This window comes from Sulfitobacter sp. 1A12157 (assembly GCF_043557345.1).
In the GTDB taxonomy this organism is placed as follows: domain Bacteria; phylum Pseudomonadota; class Alphaproteobacteria; order Rhodobacterales; family Rhodobacteraceae; genus Sulfitobacter.
The window spans coordinates 204,396-223,490 of record NZ_JBIFFV010000007.1 but is presented as its reverse complement, the minus strand read 5'-3'; the positions used below and the strand labels follow the sequence as shown (position 1 = coordinate 223,490).

The 19,095-nt window shown below is 62.4% G+C and carries 20 protein-coding genes; 10 read left to right on the top strand and 10 right to left on the bottom strand.

Annotation, left to right across the window (positions count from 1 at the left end):
• Positions 1 to 716: 716 nt before the first annotated feature.
• The 6 genes from urtA (at position 717) to aspS (ending at position 8,560) form a co-directional block, all read left to right on the top strand.
• Positions 717 to 2,003 (top strand): urea ABC transporter substrate-binding protein, encoded by a 1,287-nt coding sequence (gene urtA / locus ACGYLC_RS13610; protein WP_394423345.1) that lies wholly within the window; start codon positions 717 to 719, stop codon positions 2,001 to 2,003.
• 76 nt (positions 2,004 to 2,079) lie between these two features.
• On the top strand, positions 2,080 to 4,008 hold the full coding sequence (gene urtB, locus ACGYLC_RS13605; protein WP_394423344.1) for an urea ABC transporter permease subunit UrtB: 1,929 nt from the start codon (positions 2,080 to 2,082) through the stop codon (positions 4,006 to 4,008).
• 3 nt (positions 4,009 to 4,011) lie between these two features.
• Positions 4,012 to 5,193 (top strand): urea ABC transporter permease subunit UrtC, encoded by a 1,182-nt coding sequence (gene urtC / locus ACGYLC_RS13600; protein WP_394423343.1) that lies wholly within the window; start codon positions 4,012 to 4,014, stop codon positions 5,191 to 5,193.
• A complete protein-coding gene (urtD, locus tag ACGYLC_RS13595; RefSeq protein ID WP_394423342.1) occupies positions 5,190 to 5,945 on the top strand; it encodes an urea ABC transporter ATP-binding protein UrtD in 756 nt (251 codons plus the stop codon). The genes urtC and urtD overlap by 4 nt, the downstream gene beginning before the upstream one ends.
• Positions 5,932 to 6,627, top strand: coding sequence for an urea ABC transporter ATP-binding subunit UrtE (urtE, locus tag ACGYLC_RS13590; protein WP_394423341.1), 696 nt, complete (start codon positions 5,932 to 5,934; stop codon positions 6,625 to 6,627). Before urtD ends, urtE begins: the two co-directional genes overlap by 14 nt.
• Before the next feature lie 157 nt (positions 6,628 to 6,784).
• Positions 6,785 to 8,560 (top strand): aspartate--tRNA ligase, encoded by a 1,776-nt coding sequence (gene aspS, locus ACGYLC_RS13585; RefSeq protein ID WP_394423340.1) that lies wholly within the window; start codon positions 6,785 to 6,787, stop codon positions 8,558 to 8,560.
• Positions 8,561 to 8,589: 29 nt separating this feature from the next.
• On the opposite strand, the gene ACGYLC_RS13580 is transcribed toward aspS, so the two are convergent.
• The 4 genes from ACGYLC_RS13580 to ACGYLC_RS13565 all read right to left on the bottom strand — a co-directional run bounded on the left by ACGYLC_RS13580 (position 8,590) and on the right by ACGYLC_RS13565 (position 10,758).
• A complete protein-coding gene (locus tag ACGYLC_RS13580) occupies positions 8,590 to 9,321 on the bottom strand; it encodes a BglII/BstYI family type II restriction endonuclease (protein ID WP_394423339.1) in 732 nt (243 codons plus the stop codon).
• A complete protein-coding gene (locus tag ACGYLC_RS13575; RefSeq protein ID WP_067261508.1) occupies positions 9,305 to 9,937 on the bottom strand; it encodes an MT-A70 family methyltransferase in 633 nt (210 codons plus the stop codon). Before ACGYLC_RS13575 ends, ACGYLC_RS13580 begins: the two co-directional genes overlap by 17 nt.
• Positions 9,938 to 10,049: 112 nt before the next feature.
• A complete protein-coding gene (locus ACGYLC_RS13570; RefSeq protein ID WP_394423338.1) occupies positions 10,050 to 10,526 on the bottom strand; it encodes a hemerythrin domain-containing protein in 477 nt (158 codons plus the stop codon).
• A gap of 58 nt (positions 10,527 to 10,584) precedes the next feature.
• Positions 10,585 to 10,758, bottom strand: a complete 174-nt coding sequence (locus ACGYLC_RS13565; RefSeq protein ID WP_394423337.1) for a hypothetical protein — start codon at positions 10,756 to 10,758, stop codon at positions 10,585 to 10,587.
• Positions 10,759 to 10,907: 149 nt separating this feature from the next.
• On the opposite strand from ACGYLC_RS13565, the gene ACGYLC_RS13560 reads away from it, so the two are divergent.
• Positions 10,908 to 11,630: a GNAT family N-acetyltransferase gene (locus ACGYLC_RS13560; protein ID WP_394423336.1), complete on the top strand. Its 723-nt coding sequence runs from the start codon at positions 10,908 to 10,910 to the stop codon at positions 11,628 to 11,630.
• A 9-nt stretch (positions 11,631 to 11,639) separates the two neighbouring features.
• On the opposite strand, the gene ACGYLC_RS13555 is transcribed toward ACGYLC_RS13560, so the two are convergent.
• Positions 11,640 to 12,359, bottom strand: a complete 720-nt coding sequence (locus ACGYLC_RS13555; RefSeq protein WP_394423349.1) for a response regulator — start codon at positions 12,357 to 12,359, stop codon at positions 11,640 to 11,642.
• 129 nt (positions 12,360 to 12,488) lie between these two features.
• Here ACGYLC_RS13555 and mce point away from each other — a divergent pair, with 129 nt between their 5' ends.
• Both mce and ACGYLC_RS13545 read left to right on the top strand, forming a co-directional pair.
• On the top strand, positions 12,489 to 12,893 hold the full coding sequence (gene mce, locus ACGYLC_RS13550; protein ID WP_067261515.1) for a methylmalonyl-CoA epimerase: 405 nt from the start codon (positions 12,489 to 12,491) through the stop codon (positions 12,891 to 12,893).
• Positions 12,894 to 12,895: 2 nt separating this feature from the next.
• Complete coding sequence (locus tag ACGYLC_RS13545) at positions 12,896 to 13,189, top strand: DUF1467 family protein (RefSeq protein ID WP_394399716.1); 294 nt, start codon at positions 12,896 to 12,898, stop codon at positions 13,187 to 13,189.
• Here ACGYLC_RS13545 and ACGYLC_RS13540 read toward each other — a convergent pair.
• From ACGYLC_RS13540 to trpS, 4 genes are all read right to left on the bottom strand, one after another.
• On the bottom strand, positions 13,122 to 13,856 hold the full coding sequence (locus ACGYLC_RS13540; RefSeq protein WP_394423335.1) for an EI24 domain-containing protein: 735 nt from the start codon (positions 13,854 to 13,856) through the stop codon (positions 13,122 to 13,124). The genes ACGYLC_RS13545 and ACGYLC_RS13540 overlap by 68 nt on opposite strands.
• Positions 13,847 to 14,419: a nitroreductase family protein gene (locus tag ACGYLC_RS13535; RefSeq protein WP_394423334.1), complete on the bottom strand. Its 573-nt coding sequence runs from the start codon at positions 14,417 to 14,419 to the stop codon at positions 13,847 to 13,849. Before ACGYLC_RS13535 ends, ACGYLC_RS13540 begins: the two co-directional genes overlap by 10 nt.
• A 9-nt stretch (positions 14,420 to 14,428) precedes the next feature.
• Positions 14,429 to 15,535, bottom strand: a complete 1,107-nt coding sequence (locus tag ACGYLC_RS13530) for a class II histone deacetylase (RefSeq protein WP_394423333.1) — start codon at positions 15,533 to 15,535, stop codon at positions 14,429 to 14,431.
• 215 nt (positions 15,536 to 15,750) lie between these two features.
• Positions 15,751 to 16,767, bottom strand: coding sequence for a tryptophan--tRNA ligase (gene trpS / locus ACGYLC_RS13525; protein ID WP_394423332.1), 1,017 nt, complete (start codon positions 16,765 to 16,767; stop codon positions 15,751 to 15,753).
• Between the two features lie 75 nt (positions 16,768 to 16,842).
• On the opposite strand from trpS, the gene ACGYLC_RS13520 reads away from it, so the two are divergent.
• A complete protein-coding gene (locus ACGYLC_RS13520; protein ID WP_322328941.1) occupies positions 16,843 to 17,529 on the top strand; it encodes a rhomboid family intramembrane serine protease in 687 nt (228 codons plus the stop codon).
• Here ACGYLC_RS13520 and murJ read toward each other — a convergent pair.
• Entirely contained in the window at positions 17,526 to 19,067 is a 1,542-nt protein-coding gene (gene murJ / locus ACGYLC_RS13515; RefSeq protein ID WP_394423331.1) for a murein biosynthesis integral membrane protein MurJ, read from the bottom strand. The two genes, ACGYLC_RS13520 and murJ, sit on opposite strands and share 4 nt — an antisense overlap.
• Between the last annotated feature and the right edge of the window lie 28 nt (positions 19,068 to 19,095).

Here is a 19,095-nt window from a genome sequence, read left to right as displayed (position 1 = left end):
TGCCGTTTGGGGAGGACGGCAACCACCCCATCTCCTTGGTCAGTCCAAGGTGTCCGGTCGAAATGGGGGCCAGTTCAGCTTGCAGTTCAGTGGTCTTTGCCGGGGGCACTCACCACTCACAATTGCTGGGGCAGTTACGGTCTTGGCGCGCGCCGCGTGCGCTACCGTATTCCGTTTTTATCCCAGACGCCCCTGTGGCGGCTGGAAACCATCGCCATGCCGGGTGAAGCTGCTATCCCGCCTACGGCTCAGTTCGGGGTTTGGTCCTGTCACCGGCAATCACGGCGATCCGCGGTCGCCCTTTATCCCATTGACCCGCAAAATATCGGACCCGCGCAACTTGACCAGCGTGTCGAGCCCAGAGGCCGATCCGATCCGCGCCTTGCTCTGGTGTGTTTGCATCACGGGCGCAACTGCCGAGGGCGCGTGATACGACCGGGCAGGCCGCCCCGCCCCATGCGCTTAGCGCCCAAATTTTAGGAGCTCGACCTCAAATTGCCCAATCGAAAGGCGTTATTGCTGCGCCGCAGAAAGCGACCCCAGGTTAAGGCTTGTTAGAACGCCCCCGGGAAATCGAGGCTGTGGGTGCCTCGCTATGGGGCGGCGCCAAGGGAGTTGTCCGGCAAGGGGGAATCCGCGCGCGATAACAATAAACGCTGTGTGGAGAAGGCGTCTTCGCGTCTTTGCTTTTCCGCACACCAAACGGGGATACCGTCATGAAGTTTTTCACCAAACGCACAGTCACGGCGACCGCTGCCTTTCTACTCGCAGGTTCAGCCGCCGCCGCGGCCTGCGACGATCCGATCAAGGTTGGCGTGCTGCACTCCCTCTCAGGGACGATGGCCATTTCCGAGACGACATTGAAAGACACGATGGAGCTTTTGATCGCGCAGCAAAACGCCGCGGGCGGCTTGCTGGGGTGTGAGATCGAAGCGGTCGTTGTCGACCCGGCTTCCGACTGGCCACTGTTCGCCGAAAAAGCGCGCGAGCTTCTGACCGTCTCCGAAGTGGATGTCATCTTTGGCTCTTGGACTTCGGTCTCACGCAAATCCGCGCTGCCCGTTCTGGAAGAGCTGAACGGCCTGATGTTCTACCCGGTCCAGTATGAGGGCGAGGAAAGCTCGCGCAATGTGTTCTACACCGGTGCGGCGCCGAACCAGCAGGCGATTCCAGCCACCGATTATTTCCTTGAGGAACTGGGCGTCGAGAAATTCGCGCTGCTGGGCACCGACTATGTCTATCCCAGAACCACCAACAACATTCTTGAGCAATATCTGCTGGATAAGGGCATTTCCAAAGAGAACATCTTCGTCAATTATACGCCTTTTGGCCATTCCGACTGGTCCACCATCGTGGCGGATGTGGTCGAACTGGGTGCGGATGGCTCGCAGGTGGGCGTGATCTCAACCATCAATGGCGATGCGAATATCGGATTTTACAAAGAACTGGCGGCTGCCGGTATCTCCGCCGATGACATTCCGGTCGTCGCCTTCTCGGTCGGGGAGGAAGAGCTTTCGGGCCTCGATACCGCTGACCTCGTGGGGCATCTCGCCGCGTGGAACTACTTCCAATCGGCTGAATCCGATCAGAATGACGAATGGGTCGCCGCGTGGAAAGAGGCGATGGGCGAAGACCGGGTGACCAATGACCCGATGGAGGCGCATTACATCGGTTTCAACATGTGGGTGAACGCGGTCACCGAAGCGGGCACCACGGATGTGGATGCGGTGCGCGCGGCGATGTATGGGCAGGAATTCCCCAACCTTACGGGCGGGACGGCTGTCATGCTGCCCAATCACCACCTCGCCAAGCCTGTACTGATCGGCGAAATCACCGAAGACGGCCAATTCGACATCATCAGCCAGACCGAAGAAGTGCCGGGCGATGCATGGACGGATTTCCTGCCTGAATCGGCGGTTCTGGTCTCCGATTGGAAAGACCTCGAATGCGGCATGTACAACAAAGAGACAGAGACCTGCGTTCAGTTGACTTCGAACTACTGAACCCAAGGGCCGGGCGCGTGCTCAGCCGTGCCCGGCATCTGTTTTGACCAGTCCCTCTCCGAAAGCCCCATACCTCATGGTTCGAATGCTGCTCAGCCTGATGTGCTTGCTGGCCTCTGTCGGTCTTGCATCCGCTCAGGATCTCCAGTCCCTTTTGCAGGCCCACGAAACAGAGGTGGTCAAACCCTCGCGTAAATCGGTCGGTGTCCTATTGGACGATCTGGTGGCCTCGGGTCTGCCACAGGTGCCGGCCTTTCTGGAGCAATGGGCCGAGCGGAACGTCTGGCAGGACGATGCCTCGGGTCTGTTCTACTTTGGGACCGAGGACGGCAATACACTCGCGCTGCGCGACGTTGATACGGGCGAAGAAACGACTGCGCCCTCGGATGGATACAGCCAATTGCGCCCCAATGGCGGTGTGCGGCGGGTCATCGGCACGGCGCTGGTGCAGTTCCAACTCTCCGATCCTGACCCCGAACGCCGTCGGGCTGCGCTTGAAAGCATCGCGCGCCGTAGCGATGCCAGCCAGCTTGACCCGCTCGTGGCTTCGCTCGACGGGGAGGATGACCCCGCCCTGCGCGCCCGCAAAGAACAGTTGGCCAATTTCCTGACCGCGCGCTTTGGACAGGCGGCTGATAATCGCATCCGTGCGATTGAAAGCCTGTCCTCCGACACCTCACTCGAAGCGCGGGCGGTACTGAGCCAGATCCTTTCGGTCAAGACCGGCGTGGCCAAACAGCAGCCCGAGGGGAACATCGCCCGCATTCTTGATCCAATGGCAGCACCCTTGGCAAGCTATGAGGCGCTGGTCGAGGCAGGGCTTGCCCCTGCGATCGTGCCACAAGGCGAGATACGTGCGGCGCTGGAAGCCAATATCGTCGATGGCCGTGTGGGCGGCATTCCTTTAACGCAATTGGATGACCCGGCGCGGCGGGTGGATGCCTATCGCGCGCTTGTCGAGGCAGGCAGCCTGCCGCCTTTGGTGACGCAGGATGATATCGACGCCGCTTTGCAAAACGCCGTCTTTTACGAACGCTTCGAAGAGGATGATACCGCGATCACCGACGCGGCCCGCGCCACGCTCGACGCGGTCGAAACGCGGGTTGGCTGGGCGCAGACGTTGGATTTGACGCTCGACGGTCTTTCGCTGGCCTCGATCTACTTTCTCGCCGCGATTGGGCTTGCGATCACCTTTGGGCAGATGGGGGTCATCAACATGGCCCATGGCGAGTTTATCATGATGGGTGCCTATACGGGCTATGTCGTGCAGCTCATCATCCCCGATTACACGGTGTCGCTTCTGATCGCGCTGCCACTGGCCTTTGCCGTCACCTTTGGCGCGGGCGTCGCGATGGAGCGGCTGGTGATCCGGCATCTCTATCATCGCCCGCTTGAGACCCTTTTGGCGACCTTCGGCATCTCGATCGCTTTGCAGCAGATCGCCAAGAACATCTTTGGCACCCAGGCCCGCCCGCTGACATCGCCCGAATGGCTGCGCGGGGCGCTGGTGATCTCGGATGTGATTCAGATCAGTTTCATCCGCATCGCCATTTTCGTGCTGGCGCTGATCTTTCTGTTCCTGCTGCTGTACATCCTCAAGCGCACGCGCCTTGGCTTGGAGGTGCGCGCGGTGACGCAGAACCCCGGCATGGCGGCCTCTATGGGGATCAATCCCGATCGCATCAACATGATGACCTTCGGACTGGGCTCCGGCATCGCCGGGGTCGCGGGCGTCGGCATCGGGCTTTATGCGCAGGTCACCTCCGAGATGGGCACGAATTACATCGTGCAAAGCTTCATGACCGTCGTGGTGGGCGGTGTCGGTTCGGTCTTCGGCACGCTGGCGGGCGCGGGGCTGATCGGCTTCCTGCAAAAGGGGATCGAGTGGTTGAACCCCTCCAACACGCTGGCGGCCCAGACCTACATGATCCTTTTCATCATCCTGTTCATTCAATTCCGGCCCAAGGGCATTGTCGCCCCCAAGGGCCGGGCAGCGGCGGATTGAGCCATGACCCAGACGCACAGCCAAGGCAGTTCCTTCATCGGGCGCAATCCTTCGGTTCTCTACTTCCTTGCCGCGCTTGGCCTGTTCACGGCCCTGGTCACGGTGATGTCCGAAGCGGTCGGCACCGGGCTTGCCTCGACCTCTTTCGTCAAGACGCTGGGCAAAACCCTTTGCCTCTGCCTTGTGGCCATCGCGATGGATGTGGTCTGGGGCTATTGCGGTATCCTCAGCCTCGGGCATTTCGCCTTTTTCGGGATCGGGGGCTACGCCATAGGGATGTGGCTCATGTATGCGCGCACCGAGATCATTGTGGCCGACAGTCTTGCCGGTCAGACCATCCCGCCCACTCCGCAGGAGATATCGGACGCCATCGGAAACCAGATTTTCGGGGTTGTCGGCTCATCCGACTTTCCGCTGATCTGGGCCTTTGCGGACAGTCTGTGGATTCAATTGGCCTTCGTCGTGCTGATCCCCGGCGCGCTGGCACTGGTCTTTGGCTGGCTTGCCTTCCGCAGCCGCGTCAATGGGGTCTACCTGTCGATCCTAACCCAAGCCATGACGCTGGCGCTGGCGCTTTACCTCTTCCAGAACGACAGCGGGCTGCGGGGCAATAACGGCTTGTCGGGGCTGCAAAACATCCCCGGTTTCGCCGATAGTGGGCAAGATGTGGTCTCAATCGTCTTCTTTCTCGCCTCTGCCTTGGCGCTCGCATTGGGCTATCTGTTCTTCGCTTGGATCACCGACAGCAAGCTGGGCAATATCATCCAAGCCATCCGCGACGATGAATCGCGCGTCCGGTTCCTCGGCTATCATGTGGAGAGCTATAAGCTTTTCGTCTTTACCATCACCGCCATCGTCGCAGGCATCGCAGGCGCGCTCTATTATCCGCAGGCGGGCATCATCAACCCGGCGGAAATCGCGCCCATCGCCTCGATCTATCTGGCAGTCTGGGTCGCCATCGGCGGGCGAGGGCGGCTTTACGGGGCGGTCATCGGGGCGGCGGTGGTCTCTCTTTTGTCCAGTTGGTTCACGGGGGGTGGTGCGCCCAGCATTGATCTGGGAGTCTATACGATCCATTGGGTCGACTGGTGGCTGGTGCTGCTTGGACTGAGCTTTGTACTTATCACGCTGTTTGCACCCAAGGGCATCGGCGGCCTCTTTGACAAACTGGTGCGCAAGTCATGACTTCTCTTTTGGAAATGTCCGGAATCTCGAAATCCTTTGACGGGTTTCAGGCGATCAAGAACCTCAGCCTGCAGATTGGGGAGCCGGAGTTGCGGGCCGTCATCGGCCCCAATGGGGCGGGCAAGACCACCTTCATGGATATCATTACCGGCAAGACGAAGCCGGATGAGGGCTATATTCGTTTCGGCGAAGACAGCCGCTCGCTCATCGGTTTGTCGGAAAGCCAGATCGCCATGCTGGGGATCGGGCGGAAGTTTCAAAAGCCCACGGTGTTCGAGGCGCAGAGCGTGCGCGAAAACCTTGCCATGGCGCTCAAGAACCCGCGCGGCACCTTCTCGGTCCTGTTTCATCGCAAAAGTGCAGAGGGGGCGGCGCGGCTGGAACAGATCGCCGATGAGATCAACCTGACCGCCCATCTCTCCCGCCCGGCAGGAGAGTTGAGCCATGGGCAAAAACAATGGCTGGAGATCGGGATGCTGCTTGCGCAATCGCCGCGCCTGCTGCTGGTGGATGAGCCCGCCGCGGGCATGACCGCGCATGAGCGCGAACACACCACCGACATCCTGAAAAAGGCGGCAAAGACCCGCGCCGTTATCGTGGTGGAGCATGATATGGAGTTCGTGCGGCGGCTGAACTGCAAGGTGACCGTGCTGCACGAAGGATCGGTGCTGGCCGAAGGGTCACTGGATCATGTGACCAACAATCAGACCGTTATTGACGTTTATTTGGGGCGCACCGATGCTGCAGATTGAGAACCTGAGCCTGAAATACGGGCAATCGCAGATCCTCCATGACATCACCTTGAACGCGCCCGTGGGGCAGGTGACCTGTGTGACCGGCACGAATGGGGTCGGCAAGACGAGCCTGCTGAAAGCCATCGCGGGGCGGCACCCTTTCTCAGACGGGGCGATCAGGCTTAATGGCGTGGAATTGCAACCGGGGCGTGCGGCAGTCTCGGCCAAGGCGGGCGTCGGGTATGTGCCACAGGGGCGTGAGATTTTTCCGCTGATGACCGTGCAAGAGAACCTTGAGACGGGCTTTGCCTGCCTGCCCAAGTCCGAGCGCAGGATCCCGGATGACATTTTCGACCTCTTCCCCGTCCTCGCTGAGATGAAGACCCGGCGCGGGGGGGACTTGTCGGGCGGGCAACAACAGCAGCTTTCCATTGCCCGGGCGCTTATTGCCCGCCCCAAGGTGCTGCTGTTGGATGAACCCACCGAGGGGATTCAGCCCAATATCATCCAGATGATTGGCCGCACCATCCGGCTTCTGCGCGACCGGGGGGCGTTGGCCATCGTGCTGGTCGAGCAGAACTTCGATTTCGCCTATAACAACGCGGATCATTTCCACGTCATGCAGCGCGGGCAGATCACCCAATCAATCCCAAAGGCCGAAGCGAAAAGAGAGCAGCTTTTGGACGCGCTCGCGCTCTAGCTGACCTTTCAAAGCAGGATCACACGCAGCCTTGGGCGACGCTTTCGTCTCGGAAACCTCCTATTATTGTGGGGCGCGTGGCAGCAAAGTCTTGACTTCCCGACCGTCAAACGGTGTACCTGCGCGAAACCTGAAATAGCCCTAGGAAGGGACCATCATGCACGCCTATCGCAGCCATACCTGTGCCGATCTGAGCCTTGAGAACAAGGGTGACAATGTGCGCCTGTCCGGCTGGGTGCACCGGGTGCGGGATCACGGCGGTGTGCTGTTTCTGGACCTGCGCGACCATTATGGCATCACGCAGGTGATCTGCGACCCCGACAGCCCGGCCTTTGCCGAGATGGAAAAGGTGCGCGCGGAGTGGTGTGTGCGCATCGACGGCACCGTCAAGGCGCGCGACGAGAGCCTGATCAACCCCAAGCTGCCCACGGGCGAGATCGAAGTTTACGCGCGCGACATTGAAATCTTGGGCTCTGCCGCGGAACTGCCGCTTCAGGTCTTCGGTGATCAGGAATACCCCGAAGAGACACGTCTGCGCTATCGCTACCTCGACCTGCGCCGCGAGAAGATGCAAAAGAACATGGCGCTGCGCTCGGATGTGGTGGCCTCGATCCGCAAGCGCATGTGGGATCAGAACTTCCGCGAGTTCCAGACGCCGATCATCACCGCCTCCTCCCCCGAGGGCGCGCGCGACTTCCTCGTGCCGTCGCGTCTGCATCCGGGCAAGTTCTACGCGCTGCCGCAGGCGCCGCAGCAGTTCAAACAGCTGCTCATGGTCTCGGGCTTTGACAAATACTTCCAGATCGCGCCCTGCTTCCGCGACGAAGACCCGCGCGCCGACCGGTCGCCCACCGATTTCTATCAGCTCGACATGGAGATGTCCTTTGTCACGCAGCAGGATGTGTTCGACACGATCCAGCCGGTGATCGCGGGCATCTTCGAAGAATTCGGCGGCGGCAAGAAGGTCGACGAGACGTGGGAGCAGATTTCCTACAAGGACGCCGCGCTGTGGTATGGCTCCGACAAGCCTGACCTGCGCAATCCGATCAAGATGCAGGTGGTGAGCGATCATTTCCGCGGCTCGGGCTTTGCGATTTTCGCCAAACTGCTTGAGCAGGAAGGCACCGAAATCCGCGCCATTCCCGCACCCACAGGCGGCAGCCGCAAGTTCTGCGACCGCATGAACGCCTTTGCGCAGAAGGAAGGGCTGCCCGGCATGGGCTATATCTTCTGGCGCGATCAGGGCAACGGGATGGAGGCGGCAGGCCCGCTGGCCAAGAACATCGGACCCGAGCGCACCGAGGCGATCCGCCAGCAGCTTGGCCTTGGCGTCGGCGATGCGGCCTTCTTCCTCGGCGGCAAGCCGAAGAGCTTCGAGGCCGTCGCGGGCCGTGCGCGCAACGTCATCGGCGAGGAGTTGAACCTGACCGACAAGGAGCGTTTCGCCTTTGCATGGATCGTGGATTTCCCGATCTACGAGCGCGACGAAGAGACCGGCAAGATCGACTTCGAGCACAACCCCTTCTCCATGCCCCAGGGCGGAATGGAGGCGCTGGAGGGCGACCCGCTCAAGGTGCTGGGCTATCAGTACGATCTCGCCTGCAACGGCTACGAACTGGTCTCTGGCGCGATCCGGAACCACAAGCCCGAGATCATGTTCAAAGCCTTTGAGATCGCGGGCTATGGCGAAGACGAGGTGCGCAAGCGTTTCGGTGGCATGGTCAACGCCTTCCAATACGGCGCGCCGCCCCACGGTGGCTGTGCTGCGGGCATCGACCGTATCGTCATGCTGCTGGCCGAAGAGCAGAACATCCGCGAAGTCATCCTCTTCCCGATGAACCAGCGCGCCGAAGACCTGATGATGAACGCCCCTTCCGAACCCACCAGCGATCAGCTGATGGAACTGGGGCTGCGGGTCATCCCGCAGGAGTAATCCTGTCTGAATGAAACGTCGCCCCCGGCTTAACCGGGGGTGATATTGCCCGGTAGGATGCCCAGCACCAGAACCGGGCAGCCGCCGCTGCGCCCGGCGGCGATACGGCTGATCAGCTTGTGGGTGCCGGTGGTGCTGGCCCCGAATTTCGCGCTGACGGTCTTGTCGGTCTCATTGCCGAATTTGTCCAAGCAATTGCCGAGCGATTTGAAAAAGTCGTTCGACAGTTCGCGCGTCACGATGACGCCCACGTCGATCACCCCCGCTTCGAAGAAGCTGCGAAAGGCATAGAGGTCGCGGTCGTAGGTCTGATCTTTGCTGTTCCACTCATAGTCGAATGCCACCCGGCCCCGCCAGAAATCGACCATATGATTGTGGATGAAGTCTTCGCGGATGATGCGGTCAACCTCCGGCGCGCTGTCGCCCTTGCCCGCGGTGAGTTGCACCAGCAGGTCGGCCTTGATCCGCACCTCTTCGTGGAAATTCTCGGCTGCCGCATATTGCGCGAAACGGGTGGTGGCCGACATGCGGTTGCCCCCCGGCGCGCGGATTTCATTGCGGCTGATCGTGAACTGTCGCAGCACCCGGATGATCGCGGCCAGTTCCTCGGGCGCGCGCTGTTGCAGCACGGCGGCGGCGCTGCGGTAACTGGTGACGGAATAGCGGTCGCGCAGATCGACGGGCAGCAGGTCTTCGACGAGCCTGTCGCTGTCGAAAACCGCGTCGTCGATGCGCCGCGCCAGATTACTCAGCCGCGACACTGGAATTGTAGCTGTAGGTCTTCCAATCGGGCTTATAATCCGCTTCGGCCTGATTGCCCCAAACGGTCCAGCCCTCGCGCACGCCGCGCCCGAAAAGTTCGAGGTAGGGGCCCCAAGAGCAGCTTTCGATCAGGTCATATTGCTCATCCGGCTTGCGCGAATGTTCGCGCTTGCGGGTTTGCAGCATGTTCACCTGCCGCCGCCCGGCGTCGAGCGTGCGCACGTTCTTACCGCGCACGCCGAAAAGCAAAATCTCGGTCACATTGCGGAAATAGAAGCCCACGCCGCGCCCATCACTGCCGCCATCCTTGCGGATTTTGTGCCAGATGATGTTGGATTTATACTCAAACCCCCAAGCCTTGAGCACCTGCAAACCTTCGGGCAGCAGCGCATTGGGCACCCACATGTAGCAATGCGCGCGGTCTTCGAGGTGATCGGCCACGGGCAGGGCGCAGATATCCTCAACCGTCATCGTGGGATAACGGGCCAAGCGCTTATGCTCGGGCGCGACCTTTCCGGTGCGGTTGGTAAAGCGCCACGGCGGGTCCGCCATGACGCATCCAAACCGGTCTTTGCCCAGAAAGTCGCGTAGGTCTTGTGATGGATTATCGCTCATATCCAATATATTGCGTTCCCTCGGGCTTTCTTGCAACCGCAACCTGCCCGGCGGGGCTGGATATCCACAAGAACGTTAAGGGAACACATTTAGCAGGGAAGAGCGGCTTGGGTCAATCCTCAAGGCTGTCTTCGCGCTTTTCCTCGATGAGTTTGGCTTCCTTTTCCTTACGCTTCAGGAACTTGTCGCCAAAGGCGTCGTTGTGTTCCTCGCCGATCACCTTCTTTGCGCGGGTGAAAAGCTCGTCTTCTTCCTCATCCATGTGATGCTCGTAATCGTGCTTGAGCTGCTTGAAACGAGTCAGCCAAGCAGACGAGGACATATCGGTTTCGCGCAGCTCTTCCATGATATCGTCAAGCTGCTGGTGCTCATGCACCGAATGGCGCGCGTGATCCTGGCCCCATGTCTCGGACATCAGCGTGGAATAAGAAGTCTCTTCCTCGGCGGCGGCGTGGGATTTCACGTCATGGTAAAAACGGTCCCAAGCTTCGCGGCGCTCGGCGCTGTCGCCTTCGGTGTCGGCAATGGTGTTCAGCAGGGCGCGGTGCTCATCATGATCTTCTTTGATCGCGTCATAGATGGAGGGCATGGGAAAATCCTTTGGTGTTACCTGTGGCTAACGCCGCAGCCACCGGCAGGTTCCCGCCTTAGAAGACCGCGCCCTGGGCCGCTTGGCTGGCGACCTCTTGGAACAGCCCGCCGGTTTGTGCGTGAAATGCCGCCAAGGCGACGACGATCAGCCCAAGCGCATTCGCGCCCACAACGATCCAGTCGACCGGCTTTGCGGGTGTCGCGCTGTCCTTTCTGTGCTGCTGGCTCATCTCACCCTCCCGGGCCTTTGCGGTTGCGACGATGCTGAAGGCCGATTGTGGCATCAATGTGTAGCTTGGATGCCAAGACTGGGGTCTGATGCGATTAATTCAAGTTTATTCAGCTTGGCGGCTCGAAAATGCCGGTGCATAACTTTTCCATGAACAGCAAATCTGACCCGCGCCCCGTTGGCCCCCTTGTCGAGAATTGGTCCGAGCCGCCGCGCCCGGGGGGTGAGGTGCTCACCGGGCAACATGTGGTGTTGGAACCGCTTTCGGCCGAGAAACACGCGGCACTGCTTTACCCCGCCTATGTGGGGGAGGATCACGTTTGGGATTATCTGCCCTACGGGCCATTCTCTTCGGCGGCGCAGTACCACCGCTGGGTGCGCGACAATGCGGAAAAGGCCGATCCCTATTTCATGGCCGTAAAGGACCGCGCGCGGGAGCAATGGCTCGGCGTGGCGAGTTTCCTGCGGATCAAGCCCGAGGCGGGCAGTATCGAAGTGGGTCATATCAACTTCAGCCCCGCGCTTCAGCGCACCCCGGCGGCGACCGAGGCGATCTTCCTGATGATGCAATGGGCCTTCGAGGCGGGCTATCGCAGGTTCGAGTGGAAGTGCGATGCGCTCAACCGTCCGTCGCGCCGCGCGGCGCAGCGTCTGGGGCTAAGTTATGAGGGCGTCTTTCGGCAGGCGACCATCGTCAAAGGGCGCAACCGCGACACGGCTTGGTTCGCCGCGATCGACGCGGAATGGCCCGCGCTGAAAGAGGCGTTCGAGGTTTGGCTTGCCCCCGGCAATTTCGACGGGCAGGGGCAGCAGAAAGAGCGGCTTGGCGATCTGACCCGCCTTGTCCGGGTGGCCGGGGATCCGACGCTTTAACCGCGCGGGCTAGATTGCCAGCTTTTCGGCAAGGCGGTGCTGGATCATCCCGGTGATGGCTGCGGTCTCTGGCCCCGCGGATTGGCCGAGGGCGCGTTTATGGGCCAAGGCGCGGGCGGCCTCTTCCAAACGCTGGTCATTGGCCGAACGGGCCACCCCGCACAGGAATTGCGCAACGTAATCCAGTGTTTGATTGTCAGGCGCGTCCCCCAGCACGTCGGCGATATGGGCGATGTCATCTTGGAAACCGATCCGGTCGGGGGTGACATCCTCATCCGGCAGAATGCGCGGCCCCCGGGGGCGGCGCTCGTCGGACAGCGCGGCGAGGATGGCTTGCTGAAAGGACGATAGCGAGGTGATCGGTTTGAGCAGGAACCCATCCACCCCCGCCGCGCGGGCGTCAGGCTCCATATGGCTGTCGCCCGAGATGGCGATGATCGCCTCGACCCGGGGTGTGCTTTGCATCAGCTCGGCAATCAGGTCCAACCCGCTGCCATCGGGCAGGCCAAGGTCGACCAGCGCCACGCTGGGGCGGTAGACCTGCAAATGCCGCCGGGCCGAGCGCAGGCAGTCCGCCCGTCTGATCCGCGCGCCCGAGCGCAGGCAGAGCAGGCGCATCGCCTCACAGGCGAAACGGCTGTCTTCCACCACCAGAACGGTAAGGCCCAGCAATGGCCGCTCCGCCGTGGGGGTGAGGGTCGGTCTTTCAAAGGGGTCGGTATCGTCCATCATCGCCTCCAACAACAACAACTGCTGCGCCATCGTTACGCCGCGTTGGCTAATGACGCGTTAACGTGACGCATTGTTGTTTACCGGGGTGGCGGGCATAAAGCTGGCAAATCACGAGGAGCATTCAGGATGATCGGACGTCTTAACCATGTGGCCATCGCGGTGCCGGATCTCGAAGCGGCGGCGGATCAGTATCGCCACGCGCTTGGCGCAAAGGTCGGTGCGCCGCAGGCCGAACCGGACCACGGGGTGACCGTGATCTTCATCGAACTGCCGAACACCAAGATCGAATTGCTGCACCCCTTGGGCGAAGACAGCCCGATCAACGGCTTTCTTGAAAAGAACCCGGCGGGTGGCATCCACCATATCTGCTATGAGGTTGAAGACATCCTCGCGGCGCGGGACCATCTGAAATCCACCGGCGCGCGTGTCTTGGGCTCGGGCGAGCCGAAGATCGGGGCGCATGGCAAGCCGGTGTTGTTCCTGCACCCCAAGGATTTCAACGGCGCGCTCGTCGAACTTGAGGAGGTCTGATCATGGGGATCGTTTCGGGGCTCGTCCTCTTTGCCGTCATCTGGTCGATGACATTCCTGATCGCCTTGCCGATTCGGGTGCAGACCCAAGGTGACGCGGGCGCGGTCGTGCCGGGCACCCACGCGGGCGCGCCCGAGCAGCATCATCTGGGCCGCAAGGCGCTGTGGACCACATTGGTCGCCGCAATCATCTGGGCGATCTGCGCGACGATCATTCTGTCGGGCTGGATCAGCGTGGCGGATATCGAAGGCTGGCTGCATCCGAATGCGGCACCAACGCATGGTACAGGTGGGTAAAGGTCGCCGCCCCTAGGATCGGGATCAGCAGGTTCAGCAGCGGCACCGAAAGCGGCACCGCCATCAGCACTCCGGCCATCCAGATCGTGCCCGCATGGCGGCGACGCAGGCGCTTGGTCTCGTCCCGCCCGTGGCGGCGCAGCGCGGCGAGGGTGAAATACTCCCGCCCCAGTAGAAACCCGTTCAGCCCCCAGAAGATAAACAGCGCCGCTGGAGCGAAGAGCAGGTAGAGCACCAGCGCCAGCAGGTTCGCCCCCACCAGCACGCCCATGAAATTGACCGTATCGCGGATGGCGTCGCCGATGCCGACTTGGTTCGCGGGGGGCAGATGGGGGTAGTGCACCTCCTCCACCGCATCGGCCACCTCATCGAGAAACATCGAGGTGATCGCCGAGGCCACGGGCACCATCAAAAAGACCGAGAGCACCATGAGCAGGATCAGTGCGCTCCAACTCAGCAGATCGTCGAGCCAGTGGACCTCGCCCAGCACGGGCAGCCAAGCGTCTTCGGGGGTGACCCAATCCACCAGATAGGCAAAGCCCGCCGTGGCCGCGATCAGCAGCGCCAGCGACAGGCCGACGCCCAAGAGCACCACCTTGCGAAAGCGCGCATCGCCCAATTGGCCAACTGCGCGGGTGAATGACCTGAAGATCGCGTTTACAGCCATGTGGTGATCCCGTCGATGTCCGGGCGCGGACGCTCCGGCGGAGCGGCGGTCTCGGTGCCGATGTGAATGATGCCCGCGATGCGCTCATGCGGGGCGAGGGACAAGCCCTCTTCCATGAAACCCCGGTCATGGGCGGGCCAACCGCTCAGCCAATTGGCGCCCCAGCCTGCGGCGAGGGCGGCATTCAGAAGCGCAAGGCAAACCGCCCCGGCAGAATAGGTCTGTTCCAGCGGCGGAATTTTGGGAGAGGGTTTTTGCACCTCGATCACGGCCACGGCGAGGTTGCCCTGATCGAACTGGCCACGCCCCTTGGCGATGTCTTCGGCCCCAAGGCCAAGCGCCGCGCCGCGTGTTTCGACCACCTCGGCCAAACGCGCCATCGCAGCACGGTCGATGATCACGAAACGCCAGGGCTCCAACTTGCCATGATCCGGCGTGCGCGCGGCAGCGGTGAGAAGCGGGTGCAGGGCTTCGGCATCGGGCACCGGCAGGCCCAATGTCTTGGCCGGGCGCGAGCGGCGATTTTGCAAAAAGGCGAGGGCGGAAGGGTCGGCTACGGGCATCGGGGTCTCTTACAGGTCCAGTTGCTGCGCCATATCGTCAATCGACTGGCGGAGGAAGGCATCAAAGGCGGGCGAGGGTTGGCGCGCATTGAGCGACCGCGCCATCGGGTCCGGCGCGTCAATCGCGCTGCCGCTCAGCGCGGCGATGGTGGCATGGCCGCAGAAGGGGACATAGGCCTCGGAATAGCCGCCCTCATGGACCAGAACCAGCTTGCCATCGCAAAGCCGCTCGGCGGTGCTGCGGATGCGTTTGGTCATCTCGCCAAAGGTCTCTGCGGTGGCCTGCATCCGCGCCAGCGGGTCGATGATCGCCGCGTCATAGCCGCAGGCGACGATGATCATGTCGGGGGCGAAAGCCTCGATCGCCGGGATCACAACGCGGTCCATCGCGTGGAGGTAGGCGGTATGGCCCGCGCCTGCGTGCATCGGCAGGTTGATGTTATGGCCTTCGCCCGCCCCGCGTCCGCGATCCTTCAGGCCGCCGGTGTCGATGGGGTAATTCCCCTCTTGATGGAGCGAGATGGTCAGCACGTCATCGCGGTCATAATAGATCGCTTCGGTCCCATTGCCGTGGTGCACGTCCCAATCCAGCACGGCGACGCGCTTTGCCAGCCCCTTGGCCTGCGCGGCCTCGATGGCGATGGCGATATTGGCGAGAAGGCAAAAACCGTTGGGCAGATCCGGCAGGCAGTGATGCCCCGGCGGACGGCTGAGGGCATAGGCATTCTGAAGCTCGCCCCGCGCCACGGCATCGACGGCGGCGATGGACAGCCCGGCAGAGAGCGCCGCCAGTTCATAGCCGCCGCGGGCGAAGGGGACCGCATGGCCCAGCTCCCCGCCCCCCGCATCCGAAAGGCGCTTGAAATCGTCAAGATAGGTTTCGGGATGCACCCGCGCCAAGGCCTCCCGGCTTGCCGGGGCGGCGCTGCGGGTGTCGAGTTCGGCGAAAAGCCCGGTCACCTCCATCAGGTTTTTCAACCGGCGTTTGGTCTCGGGGTTTTCCGGCAGCCCCCCGGCGGCGAGGGGCTGCACCAGCCCGCCCACCGGCATGGTAAAGACGTAGTTCCCCCCTGCGTGCCAGAAACAGCGTTCGTCCCAGAAAAAACCTGCGGTCATCTTGTGCTCCCCTTCATCCTTGCGGGGAAGGTGGCGCAGGGCGGCGGGATTGTCCATGGCGCGGGGGCTCACGCGGGCGGTGGCGCGTGAGGTGGGTGCGGGATTCGGTATTTGAGAAAGGATGAAGGGGGGAGGGGGCGCTTTGGGTGGAAAGCGGGGGGCTTGGGGCGGCCCTAGCACCTTTGGGGGGGGGGGGGGGCTAGGGTTTCTGGTGGTTAGCCGACCATGCCGACGATCTCATAGGTGCGTTTGAGGATCGGGGCGGTGATCTCGCGCGCTTGTTCCGCGCCGCGGGCGAGGATGCGGTCGATCTCGGCCGGATCGGCCATCAGGCGCTGCATCTCGGCGGTGATCGGGCCCATTTTCGACACGGCCAGTTCGGCCAGCGCGGGTTTGAAGGTGCCGAATTGCTGGCCGCCGACCTCCGCCAGCACCTGATCGACGGATCGGTCGCTGAGGGCGGCGTAGATGTTCACGAGGTTGCGCGCCTCGGGGCGGTCCTTCAGCCCCTCGGCCTCGGACGGGAGGGCGTCGGGGTCGGTCTTGGCCTTCCGGAATTTCTTGGCGATCGTGTCGGCATCGTCGGTCAGGTTGATGCGGCTGGCGGGCGAAGGGTCGGACTTCGACATTTTCTTGGACCCGTCGCGCAGGGACATGACGCGGGTGGCCGCGCCTTCGATCACCGGTTCGGTGAGCGGGAAGAAGTCGACGCCGTAGTCGTGGTTGAACTTCGCGGCGATGTCGCGGGTCAGCTCAAGATGCTGTTTCTGGTCCTCGCCCACCGGCACATGGGTGGCGTGGTAGATCAGGATGTCGGCGGCCATCAGTGCCGGATAGGCGAAGAGGCCCAGCGAGGCGGCCTCGGCGTTTTTGCCGGCCTTGTCCTTCCACTGGGTCATGCGGCCCATCCAGCCCATGCGCGCGACGCAGTTGAAGACCCAGGCCAGTTGCGCGTGTTCGGGCACTTGGCTTTGGTTGATCAGGATGGATTTTTCCGGGTCGATGCCCGAGGCGATGAAACCGGCGCAGAGCTCGCGGGTGCTGCGCTTGAGGTCCGCCGGGTCTTGCCAGACCGTGATCGCGTGCAGGTCGACCATGCAGTAGATCGATTGCACGCCCTTTTCTTGCGCATCGGCGAAGCGTTTCAGCGCGCCGAGGTAGTTGCCCAGATGCAGGTCGCCCGAGGGCTGGATGCCGGAAAACACGCGCGGGGTGAACTGGGTCTCGGACATCGGGAGGCACCTCTGGGCTGGAAAGTCTTGCGCGGCAGGCTTACTTCTGGCCGCGAACCCCGTCAAGGAGCGCCCATGCAAGACCCCGACCTCCAGCCCCCCGTGAACCCGCTGCCGCCCGCCGTTGTCATTTTGTTTCTGGCCATTGCCGGGGTCGAGGTGGTGCTCTCTCTGGCCGAGGCGGGGCTGGTGGGTGGCCCCGCGGCCGTGGGCTGGCGGCTGGCGCTGGTGCGCGACTTTGGCTTTTCGGGGCTGATCTTTGACGCGATGATCGGCGCAGGCCAGTACCCGATCGAACATATCTGGCGGGTGGTGACCTATCCGTTCATCCATCTGGGCTTTACCCATGCGATCTTTGCCGTGGTGCTGCTTTTGGCCTTGGGCAAGATGGTGGCCGAGGCGATGGGGCAGATGGCGTTTTTGGCGATCTTCGTGCTGTCGGGGATCGGCGGGGCGCTTGTCTATGGGGCGCTGTTGAACGATCCGGTCTGGCTCGCCGGGGCATATCCTAATGTTTACGGGTTGATCGGCGGCTATAGTTTCGTGATGTGGCGGCGGCTGCTGGGCTCTGGCGGGCCGCAGTATCAGGCCTTCACGCTGATCGCCCTGCTGATGGGGCTGCAATTGTTCTGGGGCATCTTTTTCGAGACCGGCTTTCTTTGGGTGGCGGAACTGGCCGGGTTCATCTGTGGTTTCGGCCTGAGCTTTCTGGTCGCGCCCGGGGAATGGGCGCGACTGCGGGCGCGGTTGCAGCAGCGTTAACCGCGCCGCATGGCGGATTTGAACTCGGACAGCCGGAATGCGCCGATCAATTGGCCGACGCCGAAGTAGCTGACCGCAGCGATCGCAAGCAACAGCACCAGCGCCAGCCCGCGCCACCACGGTAGGCCCAGCATCGGTTGCAGTGCCGCATTGCCGAGCCAGAGCGCGCCGCCCATGGCGGCAGAGGCGGTGAGGATGCGCCAGATGCGTTTGTGAAACCGCGCGTCGAACTTGACGGCGTCGCCAAAGCGCCGCGCCCCGATGGCGAGGCAAGCAAACATCGTCCAGCCTGCCAGCGTCGTGGCGACCGCCGGGGCGATCCAGCCGATGAAGGGGGCGAGACCCACAGCGAGGGCCGCGTTCACCACCATGGCGACAACGGCGAAGTGGAAGGGGCGGCGGGTGTCTTCGCGGGCGAAATAGACCGGTTGCAGGATCTTTTGCAGCACGAAGGAGGGCAGTCCTAGGCCGTAAACCATCACCGCTGTGGCAATCGCGGCGGTGTCATCGACGCCCGAGGCGCCGCGTTCGAACAGCACGGTGACCAGCGCGAAGGGGATCACGATCAGCGCGACCGACGAGGGGATCGTCAGGGCCAGCGAAATTTCGGCGGCGCGGCTCAGCGCGGTTTGGGCGCCTGCGTCGTCTCCGGCCCGCAGGCGGCGCGACAGGTCGGGAAGCAGCACGATGCCCACGGCGATGCCCACCACGCCCAAGGGAAGTTGATAGAGGCGGTCGGCGGCGAAGAGCCATGAGACGGCCTTGTCATATTGGCTGGCCACCAATTGCCCGACCACGAGGTTGATCTGCATCACGCCCGAGGCCAGCGCGGCGGGCAGGGCGATAACGATCATCGCGCGCATGTCGGGGGTCCAGCGCGGGCGGGAAGGGCGCAGCGGGAAACCCGCTTGGGCCGCGGCGCGCCATGTCAGCGCCAGCTGTGCCACACCGGCGACCGGGATCGACCAGATCAGCCAAAGCGCCACCTCACCCCCGGTGAGGGCAGCGAAGGTCATGGCTGCGATGACGAAGATGTTGAGCAGCACCGGTGCTGCGGCGGCCACGGCGAAGCGCCCGGTGGCGTTGAGGATGCCCGAAAACAGCGCCGAGAGCGACATGCAGAGGATATAGGGAAAGGCGATGCGGCCAAAGGCGACCGTCATGTCGAAGCGCGGGTCTCCGACGAAGCCTTCGGCGGTCAGCCAGACCAAGCCGGGCATGAAAATCATGCCCAGAGCGGTCAGCGCCAGCACCACCAGCGACAAGCCGTTGAAGGCATCGCGGGCGAATGTCCCGGCGCCTTCCTCGCCCTCCAGCTTTTTGGCGAACATTGGCACGAAGGCCGCGTTGAACGCGCCCTCGGCAAAGAAGCGGCGGAACATATTGGGCAGGCGGAAGGCTGCGACAAAAGCGTCCATGACCGGGCCGGGGCCGATGAGCGACAACAGCAGCACTTCGCGCAGAAAGCCGAGCAGGCGGCTCAGCAGGGTCCAGACCCCGACAGTGAAAAAGCCGGACATAAGACGGATAGGTTTCATCGCAGGAGCCTTAAATTGCGCTGCGGTG

Bases quoted from the DNA above. Each gene is read 5' to 3' on its own strand.
- aspS (WP_394423340.1), top strand. From the start codon at position 6,785: ATGCACGCCTATCGCAGCCATACCTGTGCCGATCTGAGCCTTGAGAAC.
- mce (WP_067261515.1), top strand. From the start codon at position 12,489: ATGATCGGACGTCTTAACCATGTGGCCATCGCGGTGCCGGATCTCGAA.
- ACGYLC_RS13565 (WP_394423337.1), bottom strand. From the start codon at position 10,758: ATGAGCCAGCAGCACAGAAAGGACAGCGCGACACCCGCAAAGCCGGTC.
- urtA (WP_394423345.1), top strand. From the start codon at position 717: ATGAAGTTTTTCACCAAACGCACAGTCACGGCGACCGCTGCCTTTCTA.
- urtC (WP_394423343.1), top strand. From the start codon at position 4,012: ATGACCCAGACGCACAGCCAAGGCAGTTCCTTCATCGGGCGCAATCCT.
- ACGYLC_RS13520 (WP_322328941.1), top strand. From the start codon at position 16,843: ATGCAAGACCCCGACCTCCAGCCCCCCGTGAACCCGCTGCCGCCCGCC.
- ACGYLC_RS13575 (WP_067261508.1), bottom strand. From the start codon at position 9,937: ATGAGCGATAATCCATCACAAGACCTACGCGACTTTCTGGGCAAAGAC.
- ACGYLC_RS13560 (WP_394423336.1), top strand. From the start codon at position 10,908: ATGAACAGCAAATCTGACCCGCGCCCCGTTGGCCCCCTTGTCGAGAAT.
- ACGYLC_RS13545 (WP_394399716.1), top strand. From the start codon at position 12,896: ATGGGGATCGTTTCGGGGCTCGTCCTCTTTGCCGTCATCTGGTCGATG.
- urtD (WP_394423342.1), top strand. From the start codon at position 5,190: ATGACTTCTCTTTTGGAAATGTCCGGAATCTCGAAATCCTTTGACGGG.
- ACGYLC_RS13570 (WP_394423338.1), bottom strand. From the start codon at position 10,526: ATGCCCTCCATCTATGACGCGATCAAAGAAGATCATGATGAGCACCGC.
- trpS (WP_394423332.1), bottom strand. From the start codon at position 16,767: ATGTCCGAGACCCAGTTCACCCCGCGCGTGTTTTCCGGCATCCAGCCC.
- ACGYLC_RS13535 (WP_394423334.1), bottom strand. From the start codon at position 14,419: ATGCCCGTAGCCGACCCTTCCGCCCTCGCCTTTTTGCAAAATCGCCGC.
- ACGYLC_RS13540 (WP_394423335.1), bottom strand. From the start codon at position 13,856: ATGGCTGTAAACGCGATCTTCAGGTCATTCACCCGCGCAGTTGGCCAA.
- urtB (WP_394423344.1), top strand. From the start codon at position 2,080: ATGGTTCGAATGCTGCTCAGCCTGATGTGCTTGCTGGCCTCTGTCGGT.
- ACGYLC_RS13530 (WP_394423333.1), bottom strand. From the start codon at position 15,535: ATGACCGCAGGTTTTTTCTGGGACGAACGCTGTTTCTGGCACGCAGGG.
- urtE (WP_394423341.1), top strand. From the start codon at position 5,932: ATGCTGCAGATTGAGAACCTGAGCCTGAAATACGGGCAATCGCAGATC.
- murJ (WP_394423331.1), bottom strand. From the start codon at position 19,067: ATGAAACCTATCCGTCTTATGTCCGGCTTTTTCACTGTCGGGGTCTGG.
- ACGYLC_RS13555 (WP_394423349.1), bottom strand. From the start codon at position 12,359: ATGGACGATACCGACCCCTTTGAAAGACCGACCCTCACCCCCACGGCG.